Origin of the sequence: Mycobacterium sp. H4Y (assembly GCF_000364405.1) — a bacterium.
GTDB lineage: Bacteria > Actinomycetota > Actinomycetes > Mycobacteriales > Mycobacteriaceae > Mycobacterium > Mycobacterium intracellulare.
Map to the genome: position 1 here is coordinate 2259700 of NZ_AKIG01000001.1, position 17341 is coordinate 2277040.

At 64.1% G+C, this 17341-nt stretch carries 11 protein-coding genes and 4 pseudogenes; 10 read left to right on the forward strand and 5 right to left on the reverse strand.

Annotation, left to right across the window (positions count from 1 at the left end):
• The first annotated feature begins 9 nt into the window (after nucleotides 1–9).
• From W7U_RS09920 to W7U_RS25515, 5 genes and pseudogenes are all read left to right on the forward strand, one after another.
• Entirely contained in the window at nucleotides 10–1032 is a 1023-nt protein-coding gene (locus tag W7U_RS09920) for an ornithine cyclodeaminase (RefSeq protein ID WP_014942259.1), read from the forward strand.
• Nucleotides 1023–2396: an alanine racemase gene (locus tag W7U_RS09925; RefSeq protein ID WP_014942260.1), complete on the forward strand. Its 1374-nt coding sequence runs from the start codon at nucleotides 1023–1025 to the stop codon at nucleotides 2394–2396. Before W7U_RS09920 ends, W7U_RS09925 begins: the two co-directional genes overlap by 10 nt.
• A gap of 11 nt (nucleotides 2397–2407) precedes the next feature.
• Nucleotides 2408–3802, forward strand: a complete 1395-nt coding sequence (locus W7U_RS09930) for an MATE family efflux transporter (protein WP_014942261.1) — start codon at nucleotides 2408–2410, stop codon at nucleotides 3800–3802.
• 48 nt (nucleotides 3803–3850) lie between these two features.
• Nucleotides 3851–5101, forward strand: a complete 1251-nt coding sequence (locus W7U_RS09935; RefSeq protein WP_008257507.1) for an MFS transporter — start codon at nucleotides 3851–3853, stop codon at nucleotides 5099–5101.
• 845 nt (nucleotides 5102–5946) lie between these two features.
• Nucleotides 5947–6208, forward strand: a pseudogene (locus W7U_RS25515) (type II toxin-antitoxin system RelE/ParE family toxin).
• A gap of 495 nt (nucleotides 6209–6703) precedes the next feature.
• On the opposite strand, the pseudogene istB reads toward W7U_RS25515, so the two are convergent.
• Nucleotides 6704–7554: pseudogene (istB, locus tag W7U_RS09940) on the reverse strand (IS21-like element helper ATPase IstB).
• Nucleotides 7551–8912, reverse strand: a complete 1362-nt coding sequence (locus W7U_RS09945; RefSeq protein ID WP_008257509.1) for a DDE-type integrase/transposase/recombinase — start codon at nucleotides 8910–8912, stop codon at nucleotides 7551–7553. The pseudogene istB and the gene W7U_RS09945 overlap by 4 nt, the downstream one beginning before the upstream one ends.
• Before the next feature lie 124 nt (nucleotides 8913–9036).
• On the opposite strand from W7U_RS09945, the gene W7U_RS09950 reads away from it, so the two are divergent.
• A complete protein-coding gene (locus W7U_RS09950; protein WP_008257510.1) occupies nucleotides 9037–9336 on the forward strand; it encodes a hypothetical protein in 300 nt (99 codons plus the stop codon).
• Between the two features lie 761 nt (nucleotides 9337–10097).
• Entirely contained in the window at nucleotides 10098–10385 is a 288-nt protein-coding gene (locus tag W7U_RS09955) for a transposase (protein WP_008257511.1), read from the forward strand.
• Here W7U_RS09955 and W7U_RS09960 read toward each other — a convergent pair.
• From W7U_RS09960 to W7U_RS09970, 3 genes and pseudogenes are all read right to left on the reverse strand, one after another.
• Complete coding sequence (locus tag W7U_RS09960; protein WP_008257513.1) at nucleotides 10351–10806, reverse strand: DUF6262 family protein; 456 nt, start codon at nucleotides 10804–10806, stop codon at nucleotides 10351–10353. The two genes, W7U_RS09955 and W7U_RS09960, sit on opposite strands and share 35 nt — an antisense overlap.
• Entirely contained in the window at nucleotides 10796–13048 is a 2253-nt protein-coding gene (locus tag W7U_RS09965; protein WP_136244900.1) for a tyrosine-type recombinase/integrase, read from the reverse strand. The genes W7U_RS09960 and W7U_RS09965 overlap by 11 nt, the downstream gene beginning before the upstream one ends.
• A pseudogene (locus W7U_RS09970) lies at nucleotides 13045–14161 on the reverse strand (tyrosine-type recombinase/integrase). The gene W7U_RS09965 and the pseudogene W7U_RS09970 overlap by 4 nt, the downstream one beginning before the upstream one ends.
• A gap of 81 nt (nucleotides 14162–14242) precedes the next feature.
• Here W7U_RS09970 and W7U_RS09975 point away from each other — a divergent pair.
• The 3 genes and pseudogenes from W7U_RS09975 to W7U_RS09990 form a co-directional block, all read left to right on the forward strand.
• Nucleotides 14243–15279 (forward strand): annotated as a pseudogene (locus W7U_RS09975) (IS3 family transposase); the annotation flags it as partial.
• A 185-nt stretch (nucleotides 15280–15464) separates the two neighbouring features.
• Complete coding sequence (locus W7U_RS09985; RefSeq protein ID WP_008257522.1) at nucleotides 15465–15662, forward strand: hypothetical protein; 198 nt, start codon at nucleotides 15465–15467, stop codon at nucleotides 15660–15662.
• A gap of 266 nt (nucleotides 15663–15928) precedes the next feature.
• On the forward strand, nucleotides 15929–17095 hold the full coding sequence (locus tag W7U_RS09990; RefSeq protein ID WP_008257524.1) for an ATP-binding protein: 1167 nt from the start codon (nucleotides 15929–15931) through the stop codon (nucleotides 17093–17095).
• Nucleotides 17096–17341 lie beyond the last annotated feature (246 nt).

Below are 17341 nucleotides of genomic sequence, written 5' to 3' on the forward strand. Positions count from 1 at the left end.
AATACAGTAATGGTTTCTGCAGCAACAGGCAGCCAACCGGTACAGCAGATTCTGGACCGCGAGGACGTTGCGCTGCGCGTGCTGACACGCAGCGATATCGCCGACATTGCGATCAGTCCCAGTGAGGTAATGGAGCTGGTCAGGGGCGCTTATCTGCGAGTGGCCGATGGTTCATCTCGGGCGCCGGCGAAAATCATGATGCGCTCGCCGTACCGGGATTCGGCTGCCTATGCGATGCCCGGCTATGACGGCGGTTCACAAATCACGGCGTTTAAAGATTATTACATGCAAAACGACGACGGGAAAAAAGAATACATCACCATTACGCTCTACGACGATAAGGCGGGTTTGCCGATAGCGTTTATGGACTGCTTCCGAGTGACCGCGCTACGAACGGCCGCCAACACCGCGCTGATCGCGAGCGCATGCGCAATGCCGGGGGCCCGCACCGCGCTGGTGACCGGTTCGGGCGCTCAAGGCCGATACACCTTTCCGTTCCTGTTGACTGCTCTGCCGGACTTGGATCGGCTGCTGTTGTTCGGCACCCATCCGGATGGCATCGCCGCCGTGCGCGCGTATGTCCGCGAGCAGCACCCCGACCGAGACATCGAAGTCGTCACCGACCCCGAGAAAGCCGCCAACGAAGCCGATGTTCTAGTCGCGACGTCGGCTGGCCCGGCCACCGAGGTCAAGTTCCGCACCAGCTGGCTCAAGCCAGGGGCGCTGTTCGTCTCGGTCAACGGGACCGGCGTGCACTCGTCCTCGCTGCGCGACGCCGACTACGCCGCCGCGACGAGCGCGGGCCAACTGGCGGTGACAGGCACCCGCTTCGCCGACGAGAACGGCTCGTTACGCTTGGACGCCGAGCTTCCCGACATCCTCGCCGGACAAGCACCGGGCAGGCGAGACAAGGATGACCGGGTCTTCGTTTTCAATAGCGGCATGGCCATCACCGACATCCCGGTGGCGCACGAACTGGCCGCCCAAGCGATCGCTCGTGGACGCGGACAGGAAATCAAACTGTGGAGCTAGCACAGACGCCGTTGTCGCTGCCGGCGGTAGAGCCGGAATGGTTCCGGGAAGTCATATCTGATCGTTCGTTAGTAGCCGATATGGCTCATGCGGTCGGAGGCCCGTTTCACGTGCTGTTCGCGCCGCAGTTCGCCCGAAACCTGAAGGCGTTTACCGATGTGCTCGACTCGGCGGGCGTGGAAGGGCAAGTATTCTTCGCCAAGAAAGCCAACAAGGCGGGGTGCTGGTTGCGCGTCTGCGCGCAGCTCGGCGCAGGTGTCGATGCAGCCAGCGCCCCGGAATTGGTTCATGCGCTTAGTTGCGGTGTGCGCGGTTCAGACATCGTGGTCACCGGGCCCGCCAAAAGCGAACATCTGCTCTGGCTAGCCGCCCGCCACGGTTGCTTGATCGCAGTGGACGCCCTCGACGAGCTCGACAGGGTTATCGCGCTGGCCCATCGCGGCGAGAGCGTCCGGATCATGTTGCGGGTGCTTCCAGAAGTGAACCCGCACAGCAGATTTGGTCTGGACCCCACTGAATTGGACGCCGCGCTACAACAATGCGCCCAGCAGCGGTCGCGTGTGTCCATGGAAGGATTCTCGTTTCACCTCAACGGGTACGAGGTCGCGCCACGTGCGCAGCTGGCGGCCCAGCTGGTTGACCGTGTTGTTGAGGCACGAGCGCAGGGCCTGGCGGCAACGTCCATTTCTATCGGCGGCGGATTCGCAGTGAGCTACCTCGACGGCGAGACGTGGGACCGGTTCTTGCGCGACAGCACCGAAAGCGACTTTCACGCCGGCAAGACGTTCACCCACTTCTACCCCTATCATCAGAAGCCGACCGGGGCCGACATGTTGGCCGCAATCCTCTCCAGCGAGGACGCCGGCGGCCAAGGCACCGTCGGCGACCGATTCGCCACGACGGGAACCAAGCTCCTGCTCGAGCCCGGCCGCGCGTTGCTCAACGGGGCAGGGTTCACCGTTTTTCCCGTGCAGGGATTCAAGCGGCGCGGCGACTACGGGATCATCACCGTTCTCGGGCTGAGCATGAGCTTGTCGGAGCAGTGGAAATCCAGCGAGTTCCTCCCGGATCCGACGCTGTGGCCGCAAGAAAGCTCGGACGAGCTGCAGTCGACAGGCCCGGTCCGATGCTGCGTCGGCGGGGCTAGCTGCCTGGACTATGACATGCTGACCTGGCGAAAAGTGGAGCTACCGCGGCAGCCGCGTTATGGTGACCTGCTGATCTACCCCAATACCGCTGGCTACCAGATGGACAAGAACGAATCCGAGTTCCATGGGCTCCCCTTGCCGCCGAAACTCGAGGTGACTTGTGACGACGAGGGCCGGTTTCGCTGGCGCCCCGACCAGAATGGCGATCGCTTGTGAGCCGGGCGCCCGTGGGTGAAAACCGCTGGGTGCGGCTTGCTCCCCTGATGCGCACCGGCCGGCAGCTCACCGCTTTGGCCGCGCCCATCGCGGGTGTGCAATTCGCCCAAGTTGCGTTGACCACCACCGATTTGGCCATGATGGGCCTCATCGGGGTGCAAGCCATCGCCGCTGGTGGGCTTGCCGCGATCCTATACAACCTGATGCGCACCATGTGCGTCGGTGTAGTCACGGCGGTGGGAAACCTGGTCGCCACTGCGGCCGCTCAAGGGGAGGCACGTTCCGGAAGCGACCGCCCAGACACCAAGGCGCACACGGAGATCCGCCAGATCAACCGATCCGCCTTCTTGGTGGCCACCTTGACGGCTGTCCTTCTCGGCGCCGCGCTGATCGCTTTGGGCTATGTATTGCCCGTCTTCGGGGTGGACAAAGACGTGCTGGCCCTCGCGCGACCCATGATGATTGCCTTAGCTCCAGGGCTGGTTCCGATGGTGTGGCTGAATGTGTTGCGGCAGTTCTCCGTTGGTATGCGCCGCCCCGGTCCCCTGTTGGCGGTCAGCATCGCCTCCATCGCACTGAACGCGGCGCTGGATTTGGTGTTCATCTACGGACTGCTGGGCCTCCCCCGGCTGGGCTTGGCGGGCATCGGACTGGCAACGACGCTGGTGCAGGTACTCACTGTTGCGGCGTTCTATTTCATCCTGCGCCGTGACAATCACCTCGCCCCGCTGCTGTCGATCGACGGCTGGAATGCCGACGCTGAAATGGCCCGCCACATCCTGCGGTTGGGAGTCCCTATTTCATTGACGTACGGCTCGGAAGCCGGGATCACCTCGCTGGCCGCCGTGGTGATGGGAACCTTCGGCCCCATCGTGCTGGCCGCGCACAATGTGGTGACTCAGCTGACCCGCATCGCCTTCCAAATCAGCATCGGCTTATCCCACGGATCATCCATCCTCATCAGCCGTGCGACCGGCAAAGGTGATAAAGGGCAGGCCGAGCAGATAGCGGTCGTCGCGCTTCTCCTAGGGGTAATCAGCACGGTGACACTCGGACTGCTCTACGTGGTAGCCCCCTACTGGGTTTTACGGCCATTTTTAGACCCCGCCGATTCGGCCACTATTGTGATCGCCAAATTCTTCCTCTTCTTCGCGATAATTCAGCAAATCGTGGACTTCACCCAAAACATCGCCGTGGGACTGCTGCGGGGCATCGGCAACACCAAAGCCGGCTTGCGAGCAACCACGATCGGGTATTGGTTGGTTGGCCTGCCCGCCATGTTGCTCCTAGCGTTCCCGGCGCAATTGCATGGGGCCGGAGTGTGGACCGGGCTCAGCACCGGCTTCGCCGCGACGGCGGCGCTGCTGCTGCGACGGTTCCGCAAGGATCTGCCTCAAGCAGTCTGACCGGCGCCTGCGTTTTGATAGCGGGAATTGACGTATAGGGTGCGGTCAGTGGGTTTTGTGGCGCGGTTTCGCGGGTTCGACACGCCCAGCCGGATTCTGCTGATCAATCAGTTCGGCATCAACGTCGGTTTCTACATGCTGATGCCCTATCTGGCCGGCTACCTGGCCGGCCCGCTCGCGCTGGCGGCGTGGGCTGTCGGGCTGGTCCTGGGTACCAGGGATTTCTCTGAGCTGGGCATGTTCATCGTGGGGGGCACGTTGGCCGATCGGCTGGGCTACAAGTGGCTGATCGTGGCCGGATGTCTACTGCGCATCGGTGGGTTCGCGTTACTGGTGGCGGGCCAGTCCTTGCCCGCCGTGTTGATCGCCGCCGCGGCTACCGGTTTCGCCGGTGCATTGTTCAACCCAGCGATTCGCGCGTATCTGGCCGCCGACGTCGGCGTCCGCCGTGTCGAGGCGTTCGCGATGTTCAATATTTTCAATCACGCCGGCATCTTGCTTGGCCCAATTGTTGGACTTGTCCTGATGGCCATAAACTTTCGGGTCGCCGCGGCCGGCGCGGCGGTCGTCTTCGCCGTGCTCACAGTCGTGCAACTACTGGCGTTGCCTCGCCGCCGCGCCGACCCAGCGCCGGAGAAGACCTCGATATTGCAAGATTGGCGGGTCGTCGTCGCTAACCGCTCTTTCCTGTTGTTCGCCGCGGCGATGATCGGTTCCTATGTGCTCTCGTTTCAGATCAATCTCGCACTGCCGTTGCAGGCGTCGGTGCTGGCGCCAGGATCTCATTCATTACTAGTCGCGGCGCTTTTCGCCGTTTCAGGGCTCACCGCGGTTGGTGGACAATTGCGCATCACCCGTTGGTTCGCCGAGAGGTGGGGAACCAGACGCAGTTTGGCCGTGGGCCTGACCATAATGGCAGCGTCGTTCCTGCCGTTGATCGTCGTCCCAGACCGCGAACGCTTCGGCGCTCTGCCGGCGATCGCGGCGCTTCTGATGTCTGCGGGCCTGCTGGCCATCGGCTCGGCCGCAGTCTTCCCATTCGAGATGGACATTGTGGTCTCGCTGGGCGGCCGACTGGTCGCCACCCATTACGGCTTGTACAACACCATCATCGGGGCCGGAATCCTCGTCGGTAATTTGGCCACGGGCGCGGTTATGGGCGCCGCACGACAAATGGGCCTGGGCGAACTGGCATGGGCAGGACTGGTTCTCGTCGGAATCGTCGCCGCTGTGGCCTTACACCGCCTAGACCGGACCCACCGCCTGCAGCCCGCCCACTCTGACATTTTGCCCACCTGAGCGGCCGGCTGTTGGTGGGCCGCAGCACGGTTCGGCGCCTACATACAGTCAGGGCGATGCGTAAGCGATCAAATCCCCACGCGATCCTTACCTCCAGCGAGGCCACGCCAGCTCAAGTCGGTGCGTTGGCACCCCGACGAAAGCGGCGGTGATGGCTACGCGACCTCCCGGGGGCGCCCATAGCGGAAGCTTTCCGGCTTAGACGATGTGCATTGGCGGGGCGGCGAAGGCGAACGACTGATCATGGCTCACCACCTCACAGTGCCAATCCGGCACGAGATCGGAACTGACTGGGGCCTATCGGGAACAACAGGGGCGGCCGGTGGCGGGTCACACGGCCTCGCGCGCAGACCTGATGACGGCGTGCCTTTACACCTGGCGCGTGAAACCGAGCATTGACCGGAGGTACCGTACGGGGGTAGTGTAGATCACACCGAGAGACGTTTACCCGATGCCACTGTATCCGCTGGCTACAGATGATGGCCTGCGTATAGCTCTGCGGCCTGCGGGCGCATCAAGTCGCAGATGCGATGACAAATCACCGGTAGATGAGGGGTAACCCAGGTGATCATCAGGATACTGGTTAGCACTGCAATCGCTGTCGGCTCCCTCGGACAAGCCCCAGCGACAAGTGCTGACCCGAATCCGTTCGGCACACTCAGCTGTAGCTGTCGAGACACAGCTACTCCGGGCAGCCCCACCCTAGGGGAAGAGACAGACCGCGGAGTGCAAGACGGTATGTCTGCCTGGTTGCCAGGACATCGCACCGAGCCAGTGAAATAAGCTCAGGACATCGCGTCAAGCCAATGAAATAAGCGCCTGGTGTCCCCTGCTACCAGTCCAACCTGGAGCAGATCTGGGACTACACCCGTAACCGGTGGAGTGCCAACCAAGCCGAAACGTACGTGCGCGAGATTCAGCGAGTTATTGAGCTTGTGGCGGACAACCCCACTCATCGGGAGGCCTTGCGACGAGGTTCGTGTCGGCTACCGCCGACATGCTGCGGGTTCACACACGCTCTATTACCGCGTTGCCGCCAGCGGAGTTCTGATCGACGTAGTGCGCATCCTGCACAGGCACACGGACGTCGAGCGGCACCTAGACTGACATGCGACTGCCAAGACCTGGCAGTCGGATTTTCATTGGGAACCGCCAACTTCATAGATACGCAACAGCTTTCCGAGTCGAATCCTTGCTGGCGCTCCCTGTAAGTGACCGCCAACTAGATCGAGACCGGACATTTGGGACTCCGGACTGCAAGTCACTTTTCGCCCACATGGAGCGGTTCGACGAACTGTGACGCATGAAGTCACAAACCAGAAATGGTTCGTGACCTCTGTGTCTGGGTTAGTTCCATGTCCACGCTGACTACCTCGCTGCGCAGCCGCCGTGCTTCTTAGCGAGATCGATTGTCGATAGCAGCTGCTTAGGCTTGCCCTCGACGTAGATCTTGTCGATATCGGCGGCATACAGGTCAAAGTCGCCAACCCCTGCTCCGCGTCAGGCTAGGCCACTACCCTGATGGCGTGAGTGGTAAGGCTGACGGCGCTCATCGAAAGTCCCCAGGTGTGCTCGCCGAAATTCCTCACCTGTGAGCAGCGGTCAGTGTAGTGGTTGGCGGGTGCCGGTGGTGGTCCGGCGCAGGGTTTCCGCGGCGTCGTGGTGGTCGCGTAGCCGGTAGGACTCGCCGTCGAGGTTGATGACCACGGAGCGGTGCAGCAGGCGGTCGAGCATGGCGGCGGCCACGGTGGTGTCGCCGAGGATTTCTCCCCAAGCACCCACCCCGCGGTTGGTGGTGATGACGATGCTGGTCTTCAAATAGCGTTGGGAGACAACCTGAAACAGCGCCGAAGCGGCTTCGGCGGGCAGCGGCAGGTATCCGAGTTCATCGATTACGAGCAGGGTCGGTCCGGCGTAGAACCGCATGGTGGTGGCCCAGCGTCCCTCGATCGCGGCACGGTGACACCGTGCGGCCAGATCGGCGGCGGTGGTGAAGTAGGTCCGGTAGCCGGTATGGGCGGCAGCGCGGGCCAACCCGACGGACAGGTGCGTTTTTCCGGCCCGGGTGGGCCGATGAGCAGAATGTTGGTCGCGGTTTCCAGGTAACGGCAGGTGCCCAGTTCGTCGATCAGCTTGCGGTCGATCCCGGCGGCAGCATCGACATCGAAATCGGCCAGGGTGGCCGGGGTGGGCAGGCAGGCGAACCGCAACCGGCCGGCCAACCGTCGGGCAGTGCTGGCCTCGACCTCCACGGCCAGCAGTCGCTCCAACGCCACGGTCAGTGACAGCCCCTCGGCGGTGGCCTGATCCAGCACCGCCGGTAGGGCTTCAGCGGCCGCGGCCAGTTTGAGCTCGGCCAGGTGCGAGCGCAGCTGCTGATAGCGGCTCGCCGCAGCCGATGGCGATTCCTCGGTCCTGGTGGGGGCCTTGTTGGTGCGTGGAGTAGGGGTCATTGGATGGTCCTGTTCTGCGCGGCCCGCTCGTAGGCGGACAGATCGATGACGGTGGAATCGGTTGACGGAGTGGACGTTTCACTTGAGGTGTTGGATGGCTGCTTGAGTGCAAGCAGTTGTGCGGCAGCGGCTTTGGCTGCCGGACCGGGTGGGATGCGTTCCTTGCGGCGGTGCGGGCGTCCGGTCGCCGCGGTGGCCATTGCCACGGCGTCCAGGGCGATGACATGGCCGCTGTCACGCACCATGACGCCGAGCCCGTCGGCGGCCAGTCGGTGTCGGGCGATCACGATCCCGCTCATGGTGGCGATGTCGCAGAACTGCCCGCCGACCGGATGTGACACCACCACATTGGCGGCGGCCAGTTCCGGCGGCACCGAGTAGCGGTTACCGCGGTAGGACACCATCGCTTGGCGCGAGGCGGTGCGGATCTCGGCCACGATCACCGGATACGCCTGCGCCGGTACCGGTTGCAGTGGTTCGGTTTTGGCCACCACGGCGACCGAGGAGCGGCCGTCGGCGGTGGAGCGCAGGCGTGTGTCGCCTCGCACCCGGGCGAAGCGATCCAGGCTCGCTTGCGCCTGCTCGACGGTGAGGTCGTCGGCCAGGGTGCGCCACCAGCGTTGCGCGGCGGTGTGGTTGACCTTCTCCACCACCCCCTTGCGGTTACCGCGCCGGGCCGGGCAGATCGCCACCGAGACGCCGTAGTGCTTGGCCACCCCGGCGAACGAGGCGGTCACCCGCCCGCTGCCCGGATCGCAGACCGTGGCCATCCGGTCAAAGCGCCACACCCGCGTGCACCCTCCCAGGCCACGGGTCACGCGGTCCAGACCGGCGACCAGGTGCGGCTGGTCCTCGCTCGGGGCCAGATAGCCGCGCCACTTGCCCGAGTGCGACAGCGAGCCGACCAGCAGGTGCGCGGCCTTGCCCCAACCCCACGATGCCGGTGGATCGGGCAAGTCCAGCCAGTCCCATTGGGTTTCATCACCCGGCGCATGTGGGATTACCGCGTTGGGGCGTTGCGTGGCGGTCCGGCACGCCTCACAGACAGGTCGCAGACCCCGGATGCGGATGTTGCGCGTCAGGCTCTGATACGACAGGACGAACCCGAGATCCTCGAGTTCGTCGTAGAGGGTGCGGGCCCACAGGTGCGGGTCCTCGGTCAGCCTCGCGGTGACGTAGTCGACGTAAGGATCGAACGGATCAGGGTCAGGCCGGGCACGCACCCCCGGCTTGCCGTCGCCGGCCAGGTACTTGCGGACCGTCTTGCGGTCGAAGCCGGTGTGTCGGGCGATCGCCGAGATCGTCCAACCACGTTTGCGTAGGGCATGTACTTCCACATCGTCCTCCCATGTGAGCATGAGAAAGCGGGCCTCCTTCGATGGAGCAACTGGCGTCAGACACCAGAAGCTTCGAAGGGGGCCCGCCCTTCTCGGCGGAGCCACACGAGTGGGGATTTTCGATGAGCGTCAGTGGGGAATTTCAGTGAGCGCGGTCAAGGCTGATCGGTCGGCCGACGACGATGGCGACGACACCGACTTCTGGTTGGCACTACCAGGCTTTCGTGATTCGCTGATCGCAGCAGAAGCCGATCACGGCGCAGGCCGCACATTCAGCGAGGAAGAGATTTATGCTTACGTCGGGTTGCCTCAGCGAGACACAGACCAGGAGGAGTTGCGCCGGCGATGCATGGCACACGGCAAATGGATGTCCGATCATCCGGAAGCCATGGCGTCCGCCGAAGAGTGGGCTGACGGGAACCTCGACGAACTGGATCACACCTGAAAGCAGCCATGCCAGCGAGGTCTCCCCCCGACTTTAGCGTCAAGGCGACCGAGCCTCAGACATCAATGCCACTACTGTCGACATAACCCGCGCTCTGATTACCCCGCCCATCCACTATCCGCCGACAGCCGTCCGGGCCCGCTGACTCTTAATCAGCGGGCCCGTCCAGCGAAAGACTGACGGGCTCCCCTTCGCGGGTTTGACCTCGCCAGCAATTTCGGAATGGCTTCTACGTAGCCTTCATCGGTCCTGACGGTGGTGCAAACCAGTTACGTTGGTGTTGGGGTGAAGCCCAAGCTGTTCTGCCGACTCCGGTTTCGTATTTGTGGCTCGGACAGTGGGAACCTCGCGCTCGATAACACAGGGCACATCATCGCCGGACGCACCGATGCGACACCACCGAAGTGACACGAGAATGAAAGTAAAGACAAAACCTGGCGAATTGCTCGAGGTATTCGCTGTTCTGTTGACCGCCGGTGTTCTTGCAACATGCTCATCGACCAATCCAACCAAGCACACCGGGTCGGGGCCATCAGCCCCATCCGGCGCGACAATGATTCCAGGAGGGCCCATGGAACCCACACCCATTGCGCCGTCACCGAAGATCCCGAAAAGCTAACAAGAGGCCGAGGACTCAGTGCTTCGGTACCTGCAGGAAAACAGTCGACGGGTTGCCACCGGGCGCCGTCCTAGACACGAGCGACACCTGAACCGCCCCGAGTTCGATGCACACCTTCTTTCGAGGGAAGGTTGTTCGCATCATGCCGAAGAAGTACGACGAGGAGTTCAAGGCCCGGGCGGTTCGGTTGGTCAGCGACCATGCCGAGGAGTACGCCACCCGTACGGCCTGCCTGACCGCGGTCGCCAAGCGTTTGGGGGTGTCGTATGAATCGTTACGACGCTGGATCAACCAGGCCGAGGTCGACACCGGGGTCCGCGACGGGGCGCCCACCGATACCGTGCGCGAGTTGCGTGAGCTCAAACGCAAGAACCGCGAACTTGAGGAAACCAACGTTATCTTGCGTCGGTTCGGTCGTTCGGCAGCGTGAGCAGGGTGTTCTCGTTGTGGACGGTGTCTGCGACAGGTGGCCCGTGCAGGCGGGTGGTGCGGAGTTGGCCGTGCAGCTGGGCTACTTGGTGGCGCAGGCGACGGTTGTCGTCGTCGAGTTCAGTGATGCGGGCGTGGGCGAGTTTGAGCCGTTGCCGCAGGGACGCGTCGGTGCTGCGCTGGGTTTGGTCGATTCCCGGCCTTGGCGTGCGTTGGTCGGTGAGTTGGCGGATCTGGTCGCGTAGCCCGGCTTGGGCGTAGAGCCAGGCGCGGGAGACACCAGCGCGGGCGGCGACGTCGGTGACCGTGTAGCGCTGACCGGTCTCGCTGAGCTCCCGCAGGGCGCGCTGTGCGCGTTCGAGAGTGCTGTCACGGCGCCGTTGAGCGGCGGCGAGCAGGTGGTGGGTGTTGTCAGAACGCATCGGATGTTCCTCCTCCGCAGCATGTTCCGCCAGATGGTGTGTGGCCGCACCGGCAGCTGGGGTCGTGTTCGAGGGTGCTGATGATGGTGAGCAGGTTGGTCTCGACGGCGCGGTTCATCTCCGCAAGGCGGACGTGGCCGTCGGTTTCGGCGCGGGTAACCAGAGCGCGGGTGGCGGCGAGCTGCTGGTGGTGTTGAGGCAGGAACTCGGCGGTGGTGACGAACAGCGGACAAGTGAGACAGGCGTTGGCGTGTGGGCACGATTTCTGCATCGGCAGACCGCAATAGCCGTTCGGTAGAGCCATTTTCGCGCGAGACAGGTTCTGTTTCATCCAAGCGGCGTCGGCGAGCGGACCGTCGGTGCTGGTGTCGACGGGCTCGCCGCGAATGTTGATCTTCTGAGCGCGTTCCCACTGTTCGCGGATGGTGGTGTCGGCGAGGCGCGCGTAGCGGGCGGTCATGGTGTGGCTGGTGTGGTCGAGCAGGCGACGCACCACTTCCTGCGGCACGTCGTTGTTGATCAGCCGGGTGGCGTAGGTGTGCCGGAACTGGTGGGGTGTGACTTTGACGGGGCAGCCGAATTCGTCGATGACCGCGATATCGGCCATCCATCGCTTGAGCCGCATGTCGAAAGTTCCCGTGTGGATGGGGAATCGACCGTCGGGGTTGGCATGCCCACGCGGCAGCAGGACGCTGGTGTCGGGGAACCGTTTTCGGGCGTGGATCTGTTGGGCCTCGATCTTGGCGGTGAGTTCGTCGTCGATGGGGACCATGGCGTCGCGGCGCATCTTGTGGTTGCGGTAGTGCAGGTAGACCGCTCCCTGGTGGTCGCGGATCAGGCAGTCCAGCCCCAGTCGGGTGGCGTCGCCGATGCGCAGCCCGGTGCGGATGAGGATCTCGACCAGCAGCCGGATCCGCGGATCGGTGAGGCGGGCGAGGTTGTCGGCGCTTTCGAGCTGGTTCATGACGAACTCGGGGATCGCGCGCGGCGCTGACGCTTCGGCGCGGCGAGGATGGTCACTGGGATACAGTTCCGCCTCGGCGGGTAGCCGCGCCCAGCGGTGCTGGCGGACGGCGCGGAGAAGCCCTGTGACGGAACTGATGTCGCTGCTGCGGGTCTTCGCGTGCGGGACGGCGACCGCCAGCTGAGCCAGGTAGCTTTCCAGCGCCGCCCGGTCCAGCGCGGCGGGACCCATCGAGGCTGCCAGTCCGGGTGTCAGCCGCGACAGCCGCACGATGGCGATGAGATCCTTGCGCAGCTGGCCAAGCCCGATGCCGCAGGAGATGCGCCATCGGCACCAGCGTTTGGCAAGCTCCCGCAGCCAGCGTGGCTGCACCGGTGTGAAGTCCAACCTGGCGCCGTGGCCGGCCGCGACGCCGAGCCGTCGCAGTAACCACACATCACGCGGGTATTCGCTGTCCCATCCGGTTCCGTCGCGGACGTCGAGCAGGCAGTCGATCGCGAAGCCGAGGAAAGCCCGCGGTGAGGTGGTCGAGGCGGCGGCGGGCAGTCGGGCCAGCCAGTCCTGCACCGAGTGGTCCAGCAGCGAGACGGAGGCGCTGCCCGCGAGATGGTCCAACAGTGGTTTGATCGATCGCGGTGTGGTGCGGGTGCGGTTGGCATCGACGCGGCACTGGATCGCGTACTGGATCTCAAGCCGCAATTGCGGTGGCAGCGGCCCGAAGTCGAATTGGTCTTCACCGTAGCTGGTGCAGTAGGCGATGAACTCCGCCGCCGGTGGCCGGCCTCGCTGCCGCCACCGAGCGTGGTGTGACCGGCACCAGCCGCCATCCAACTCAGCCCACAACGAGCACCCCGGCAGCGCGCACACGCTCGTCATGGAGGCCAGGGTCGGCGTCCACTGATCCACGGTCGGGCGTCCGGCTTTGTCCCAATCGCGGGAATGCCTGTAACACAATCGGTATCGATGCTGCCCGTATCCGCAGCCGATGACCTGGCACGGCTGAAGCGGACGGTGTCCCATCACGGTCGGATCCGCAGAGGCCACCCAAGCCCGCCGGCCGGGACGGTCCTCGAGGTTCCATCGCCGCAGATGAGCCGAACAGAGTCCGCCATAGCGGCTGGAATGCACGCAGTCGCTGACCTCGCAGGCGGGCGTGCCGAGGATCGGGTCGTCCGCCGCGGGCACCAGCACATCGACTCGGAACTCGTTGCGCAACAACGTATCCAGGCGACCATGCAGGCTTGTACCCGGCTGGGTGGCCAGCGCCTCTACACTCACCGCTGCACGTCCTCGTCCGTCAACCAGCCCACCGCCACCAGCGCCCGCCGAGCATCCTCGATCTTCAGGTGCGCGTACGTGTCGCTGGTGGTCGTGATCGAGGTATGCCCCAGCAGTTTGGCGACCACCTCCACCGCGACGCCGCGGCGTAACAGTTCGGTGGCGTAGGTGTGCCGAAACATGTGCGGTCCGAACATCGTCCCGGTCCGCTTGCGGATCCGGCAGGTCAGGTCGTAGACACTCGGATACGTCAACGGACTTCCAACCGGGCTGGACCACAGGTTGACGAACACGTAGTCGCTGTCTAGGTCGCCGTACTCGGTGTGCAGATAGTCGGAGTAGAGGCGGATCACCCGCGCTGGCACCGGCACCTGCCGACCGCCACCCTTAGCTCGAGCGTCGTTGCCGTTAATTCGTGGCGTCACCGCGACCAGCCGGGATGCGGCGTCGATGTCGCTGTGCCGCAACCCCCAGCGCCTCGCCGACCCGAAACCCGCTCTCGGCAAGCAACGTGAACAGAAACCGATCCCGCAGCCGATCGCACGCCGCCATGATGGCCGCTACCTGCTCGCCGTCGAGCGTGCCGGGGATGCGCCGATCGGCGCGCAGAGCGATCCGGCGGATTCGTTCCGGTCGAGAGCCCAAGTGCGCCAACAACGGCCGCCAGGACCCGCCGCCTGTCCCACGTCGCTGCCAGGTCACCAGCAGATCGCCCAGGTCCCCGCCGTGACGCTGCTGGAATTCGTAGAACGCCGACACCGCCGACAGCTTCCGGTTCACCGTCGACTCCGAACACATGCTCGCCGCCGTCGGCAGCCCGGTCACATTCCCGGCCCGCGACCCCGCCGGCAGCCGCAGCCAGGCCACGAAGCGCCCCACATCCTCGAGCCGCACCGCCGACCACACCAGGCCGTGCTGGTCGAGAAACTCGAACCAGTCCCGCAGATCGTGCGCATAAGCCTTGACCGTGTTCGGCGAGCGCTCCACCGCATGCAGATGCGCCAGGAACGACTCCGCCGGCTCCACCACCGAGCCGTCGTCAGTCACCGTCCACGACCGCGGATCGCCGAACGGCATCTCGACTCGCTGCACCCGGATACCCAGCCCCGTCATAGACACCGAAGATAACCAGCCCACAACGGATCTCGGCGCACCCCGGACCGCGTGTCGTTTACATCATCGACAGGACGCTGAGAACCTCAGATAACCATCGAAATCCTCAAGGCGGCAACAAGTTTCTTCGTGCGGGAGAGCGACCCGCGACACCGTTGATCTGTGCGTTCATCGCCGAGCATCGTGCTCGGTTCGGGGTCNCTCCGATCTGCCGCGTGCTCACTGAGCACGGCTGCGTGATCGCCCCGAGAACCTTCTATGCCTGGCTGGCCCGCCCACCGTCGGCGCGGGCCCTGTGGGACACCGTCATTACCGAGGTGCTGGCCGGCTACTACGAACCCGACGAGCACGGCCGGCGCAAACCGGAGTCCTTGTACGGGGCCACGAAAATGTGGGCTCACTTGCAACGCCAGGGCATCACCGTGGCCCGCTGCACCGTGGAACGACTGATGCGCGTCAACGGCTGGCGCGGGGTCACCCGGCGCAAAAAGGTCCGCACCACCGTGGCCGACCCGGCCGCGACCCGGGCGGCGGATCTGGTCAAACGCCAGTTCCGGGTGCGCGCCCCCAACGTGCTGCTCGTCGCGGATTTCACCTACGTGCGCCTGGCCACCGGGGTGTTCGTCTACACCGCGTTCGCCATTGATGCCTACGCCGGGCGGATCGTGGGCTGGACCTGCTCGGCAAGCAAGGAAGACCGGTTCGTGCGTCAGGCGATCAGGCATGCGGCGCAACTGCGGTTCAATGAAGGCAATCCATTGATGGGCAACACTATTCACCATTCGGACGCAGGGTCGCAATATACGTCGGTGCGGTTCGGGGAAACCTTGACCCTGTCCGGGCTGGTGGCCTCAATCGGCACTGTCGGGGACGCCTTCGACAACGCTCTGGCCGAAACAACGATAGGGCTGTACAAGACCGAAGCCGTCCGGGCGGATTCGCCCTTCCGGCGCGGCCCCCTGCAGCGCCTGACCGACGTGGAACTGCTCACCGCCGACTGGGTGCACTGGTACAACACCAGCCGGCTCATGCACCGCCTGGGCCGCATCCCACCGACCGAGTACGAGACGATCTACTACGCTACGAACACAGCCCAATCAGAGGCTGCACACCCATAACCGCGTGTGCATCGAACTCGGGGCGGTTCAACCATCGGCGGCAGCAACTTCGGCTGCGATGCCAACTACACCGGCCCCGGCCCCACCGAATTTTCGTTGTTCGCCAAAGTGATCGGGCCCGCCGGCGTGAAGGGGCAGATCTCATCGCACACGCCGGAGAGCTTTGGCGAAGCTGGGGCATCACGGTGATCGAGCGCGACGGCTTCGAAAAACCCAACCAATTCGGTTACTTCCCGGACGGATACCACATACAAATCAAGGCGGCATATCCTCCCGACTATCCACCGACCATCGTCGCAACATCGCCGTGCTTCCCCGGCGACCTACGTCGAGATGGCCTACCGGTTCCCAAGGTGATCCAGCAAGGCTCGCCGGGCAGCTAGTTGTTACCGGTCGCCGCCGGAAAACGGTCGGCGACCCTATTGCGCCCGCTATTTCACGCGGGCCAAAGGTGTCAGCGATGGCCGGTCCTGCGGTGCTGTCGGTAGGTGCGGGCATACTGCTGAGCATGTCCGACGTTGAGCCATCAGCCCTAGCCGCGGTGTTGGCCGGTGAGGATTCGTCGGTTCGGCGGGCAGTGCAGTTAGTCGGCCAAATTTTGACGGGGTCGGTAACCACGCAAGTCACCCTCGCGGGGTTTCTGCATGCGATGTTGGGCCGATCGGGGTCGGATCTGGTATGTGAGTCACGGCGGCTGTCCTCGATCGGACACGTCGCGGCCGGGTTGGCGCTGGCCGCGTTGATCGACCGCTTCGATCCCCCGATCGGGCCCAGCGACGACGATGAGCCACCGACCTGGGCGCACATCGAGATTGGCGACAAACACCTTGCGCCGCCTGCGCGGCTGTCGGCGTTCTTCACCGCCGGCCAGCTCGCCCCCGCGCCCGTCGTGGTCCGGCTAAGTTCATCGACGCTGTATTCCGATACGCCACGGCTGCAGGTCTACACCACCCCTGCTGATCGCGGTCATGCCGTCGCCGTGATCGAGGCGATCATGACCGACGCCGATGGCGCCAAAAACCTCTACCGTGGCCGAGCGTTGACCGCATCCGAGAACAACGGCCTGGTTCTTGAGGTCACGGACATCCCAACCCTTAGCCGCACGAACGTGGTTGTGCCCGAGTCGGTATGGGAAGAGATCGACCTCAATATCGCCGCGTTGACCACCCACCGGCAGTTGATGACCCAGTTGGGGCTGGGAGTACGCCGCGGAATCCTGCTCGCCGGGCCGCCGGGCGTCGGCAAGACCGCGATCTCGCAAACCATCGCCGCCGAACTCGTCGGGCCGTTCACCGTGATCAATGTCGACGCCCGCGCCGGCAAATCAGTGCTGTCCGCCGTGTACAAAGAGGCCCGTGCACTAGGGCCCACCGTGATCGTGCTCGAGGACATCGACCTCATCGTCGGCAATCGCCGCCACCACGGCGAGGTTCGTCCTCTCTCGGAGTTCTTGGCTGTCATGGACACAGACCCCTCAGCGCCGATCTTGACGCTGGCTTCCACAAACGACGTCGCGGCGTTGGACGCGGCGGCGATCCGGACCGCACGATTCGACTCGATCATCGAGATCGGTTATCCCACAAGCGAGGCGGCCGCACAGATCCTGACCACCTACCTGCGGGGCATTCCCGGAGCCGAATCCATTGATGCCAGCCAAGTCGCCGCCCACTTCAACGCCGAAACCAACGGCGCCGACATCCGCGAAATCGTTCGGCGTACCGTCCTAGCCACCGGGACGGTCAGCGACACCGCGCTCCTGGCCACCATCCGGTCCGGCCGCTTCAAACCCGAACTACCCCAGGGCAACTACCTGTGACCAACAGCGCAGTCCTAGGCTCAACCAGTCACTGATCGGCGCCGCGGACTCGCAGAAGCGCACGGATCAGCGCAGCTAGGGCTGGAAGACTTGGTCGATTGGGAAACGATGGCTGAACTCCTGCGCGGTCATGTTCTTGTCAACCGACGCGACGCGCCGTAAATCGTAAATCGGATTGGCGTCGCAGATTGGCGGCCAAGGCGATCCGAATAACGTGATCGCAAGCGCTTTCGTTCGAGCAACGGA

Coding starts and splice junctions, on each gene's coding strand:
- W7U_RS09920 (WP_014942259.1), top strand. CDS start 10: ATGGTTTCTGCAGCAACAGGCAGCCAACCGGTACAGCAGATTCTGGAC.
- W7U_RS09945 (WP_008257509.1), bottom strand. CDS start 8,912: ATGCTCACATGGGAGGACGATGTGGAAGTACATGCCCTACGCAAACGT.
- W7U_RS09955 (WP_008257511.1), top strand. CDS start 10,098: ATGCCGAAGAAGTACGACGAGGAGTTCAAGGCCCGGGCGGTTCGGTTG.
- W7U_RS09960 (WP_008257513.1), bottom strand. CDS start 10,806: ATGCGTTCTGACAACACCCACCACCTGCTCGCCGCCGCTCAACGGCGC.
- W7U_RS09990 (WP_008257524.1), top strand. CDS start 15,929: ATGTTGGGCCGATCGGGGTCGGATCTGGTATGTGAGTCACGGCGGCTG.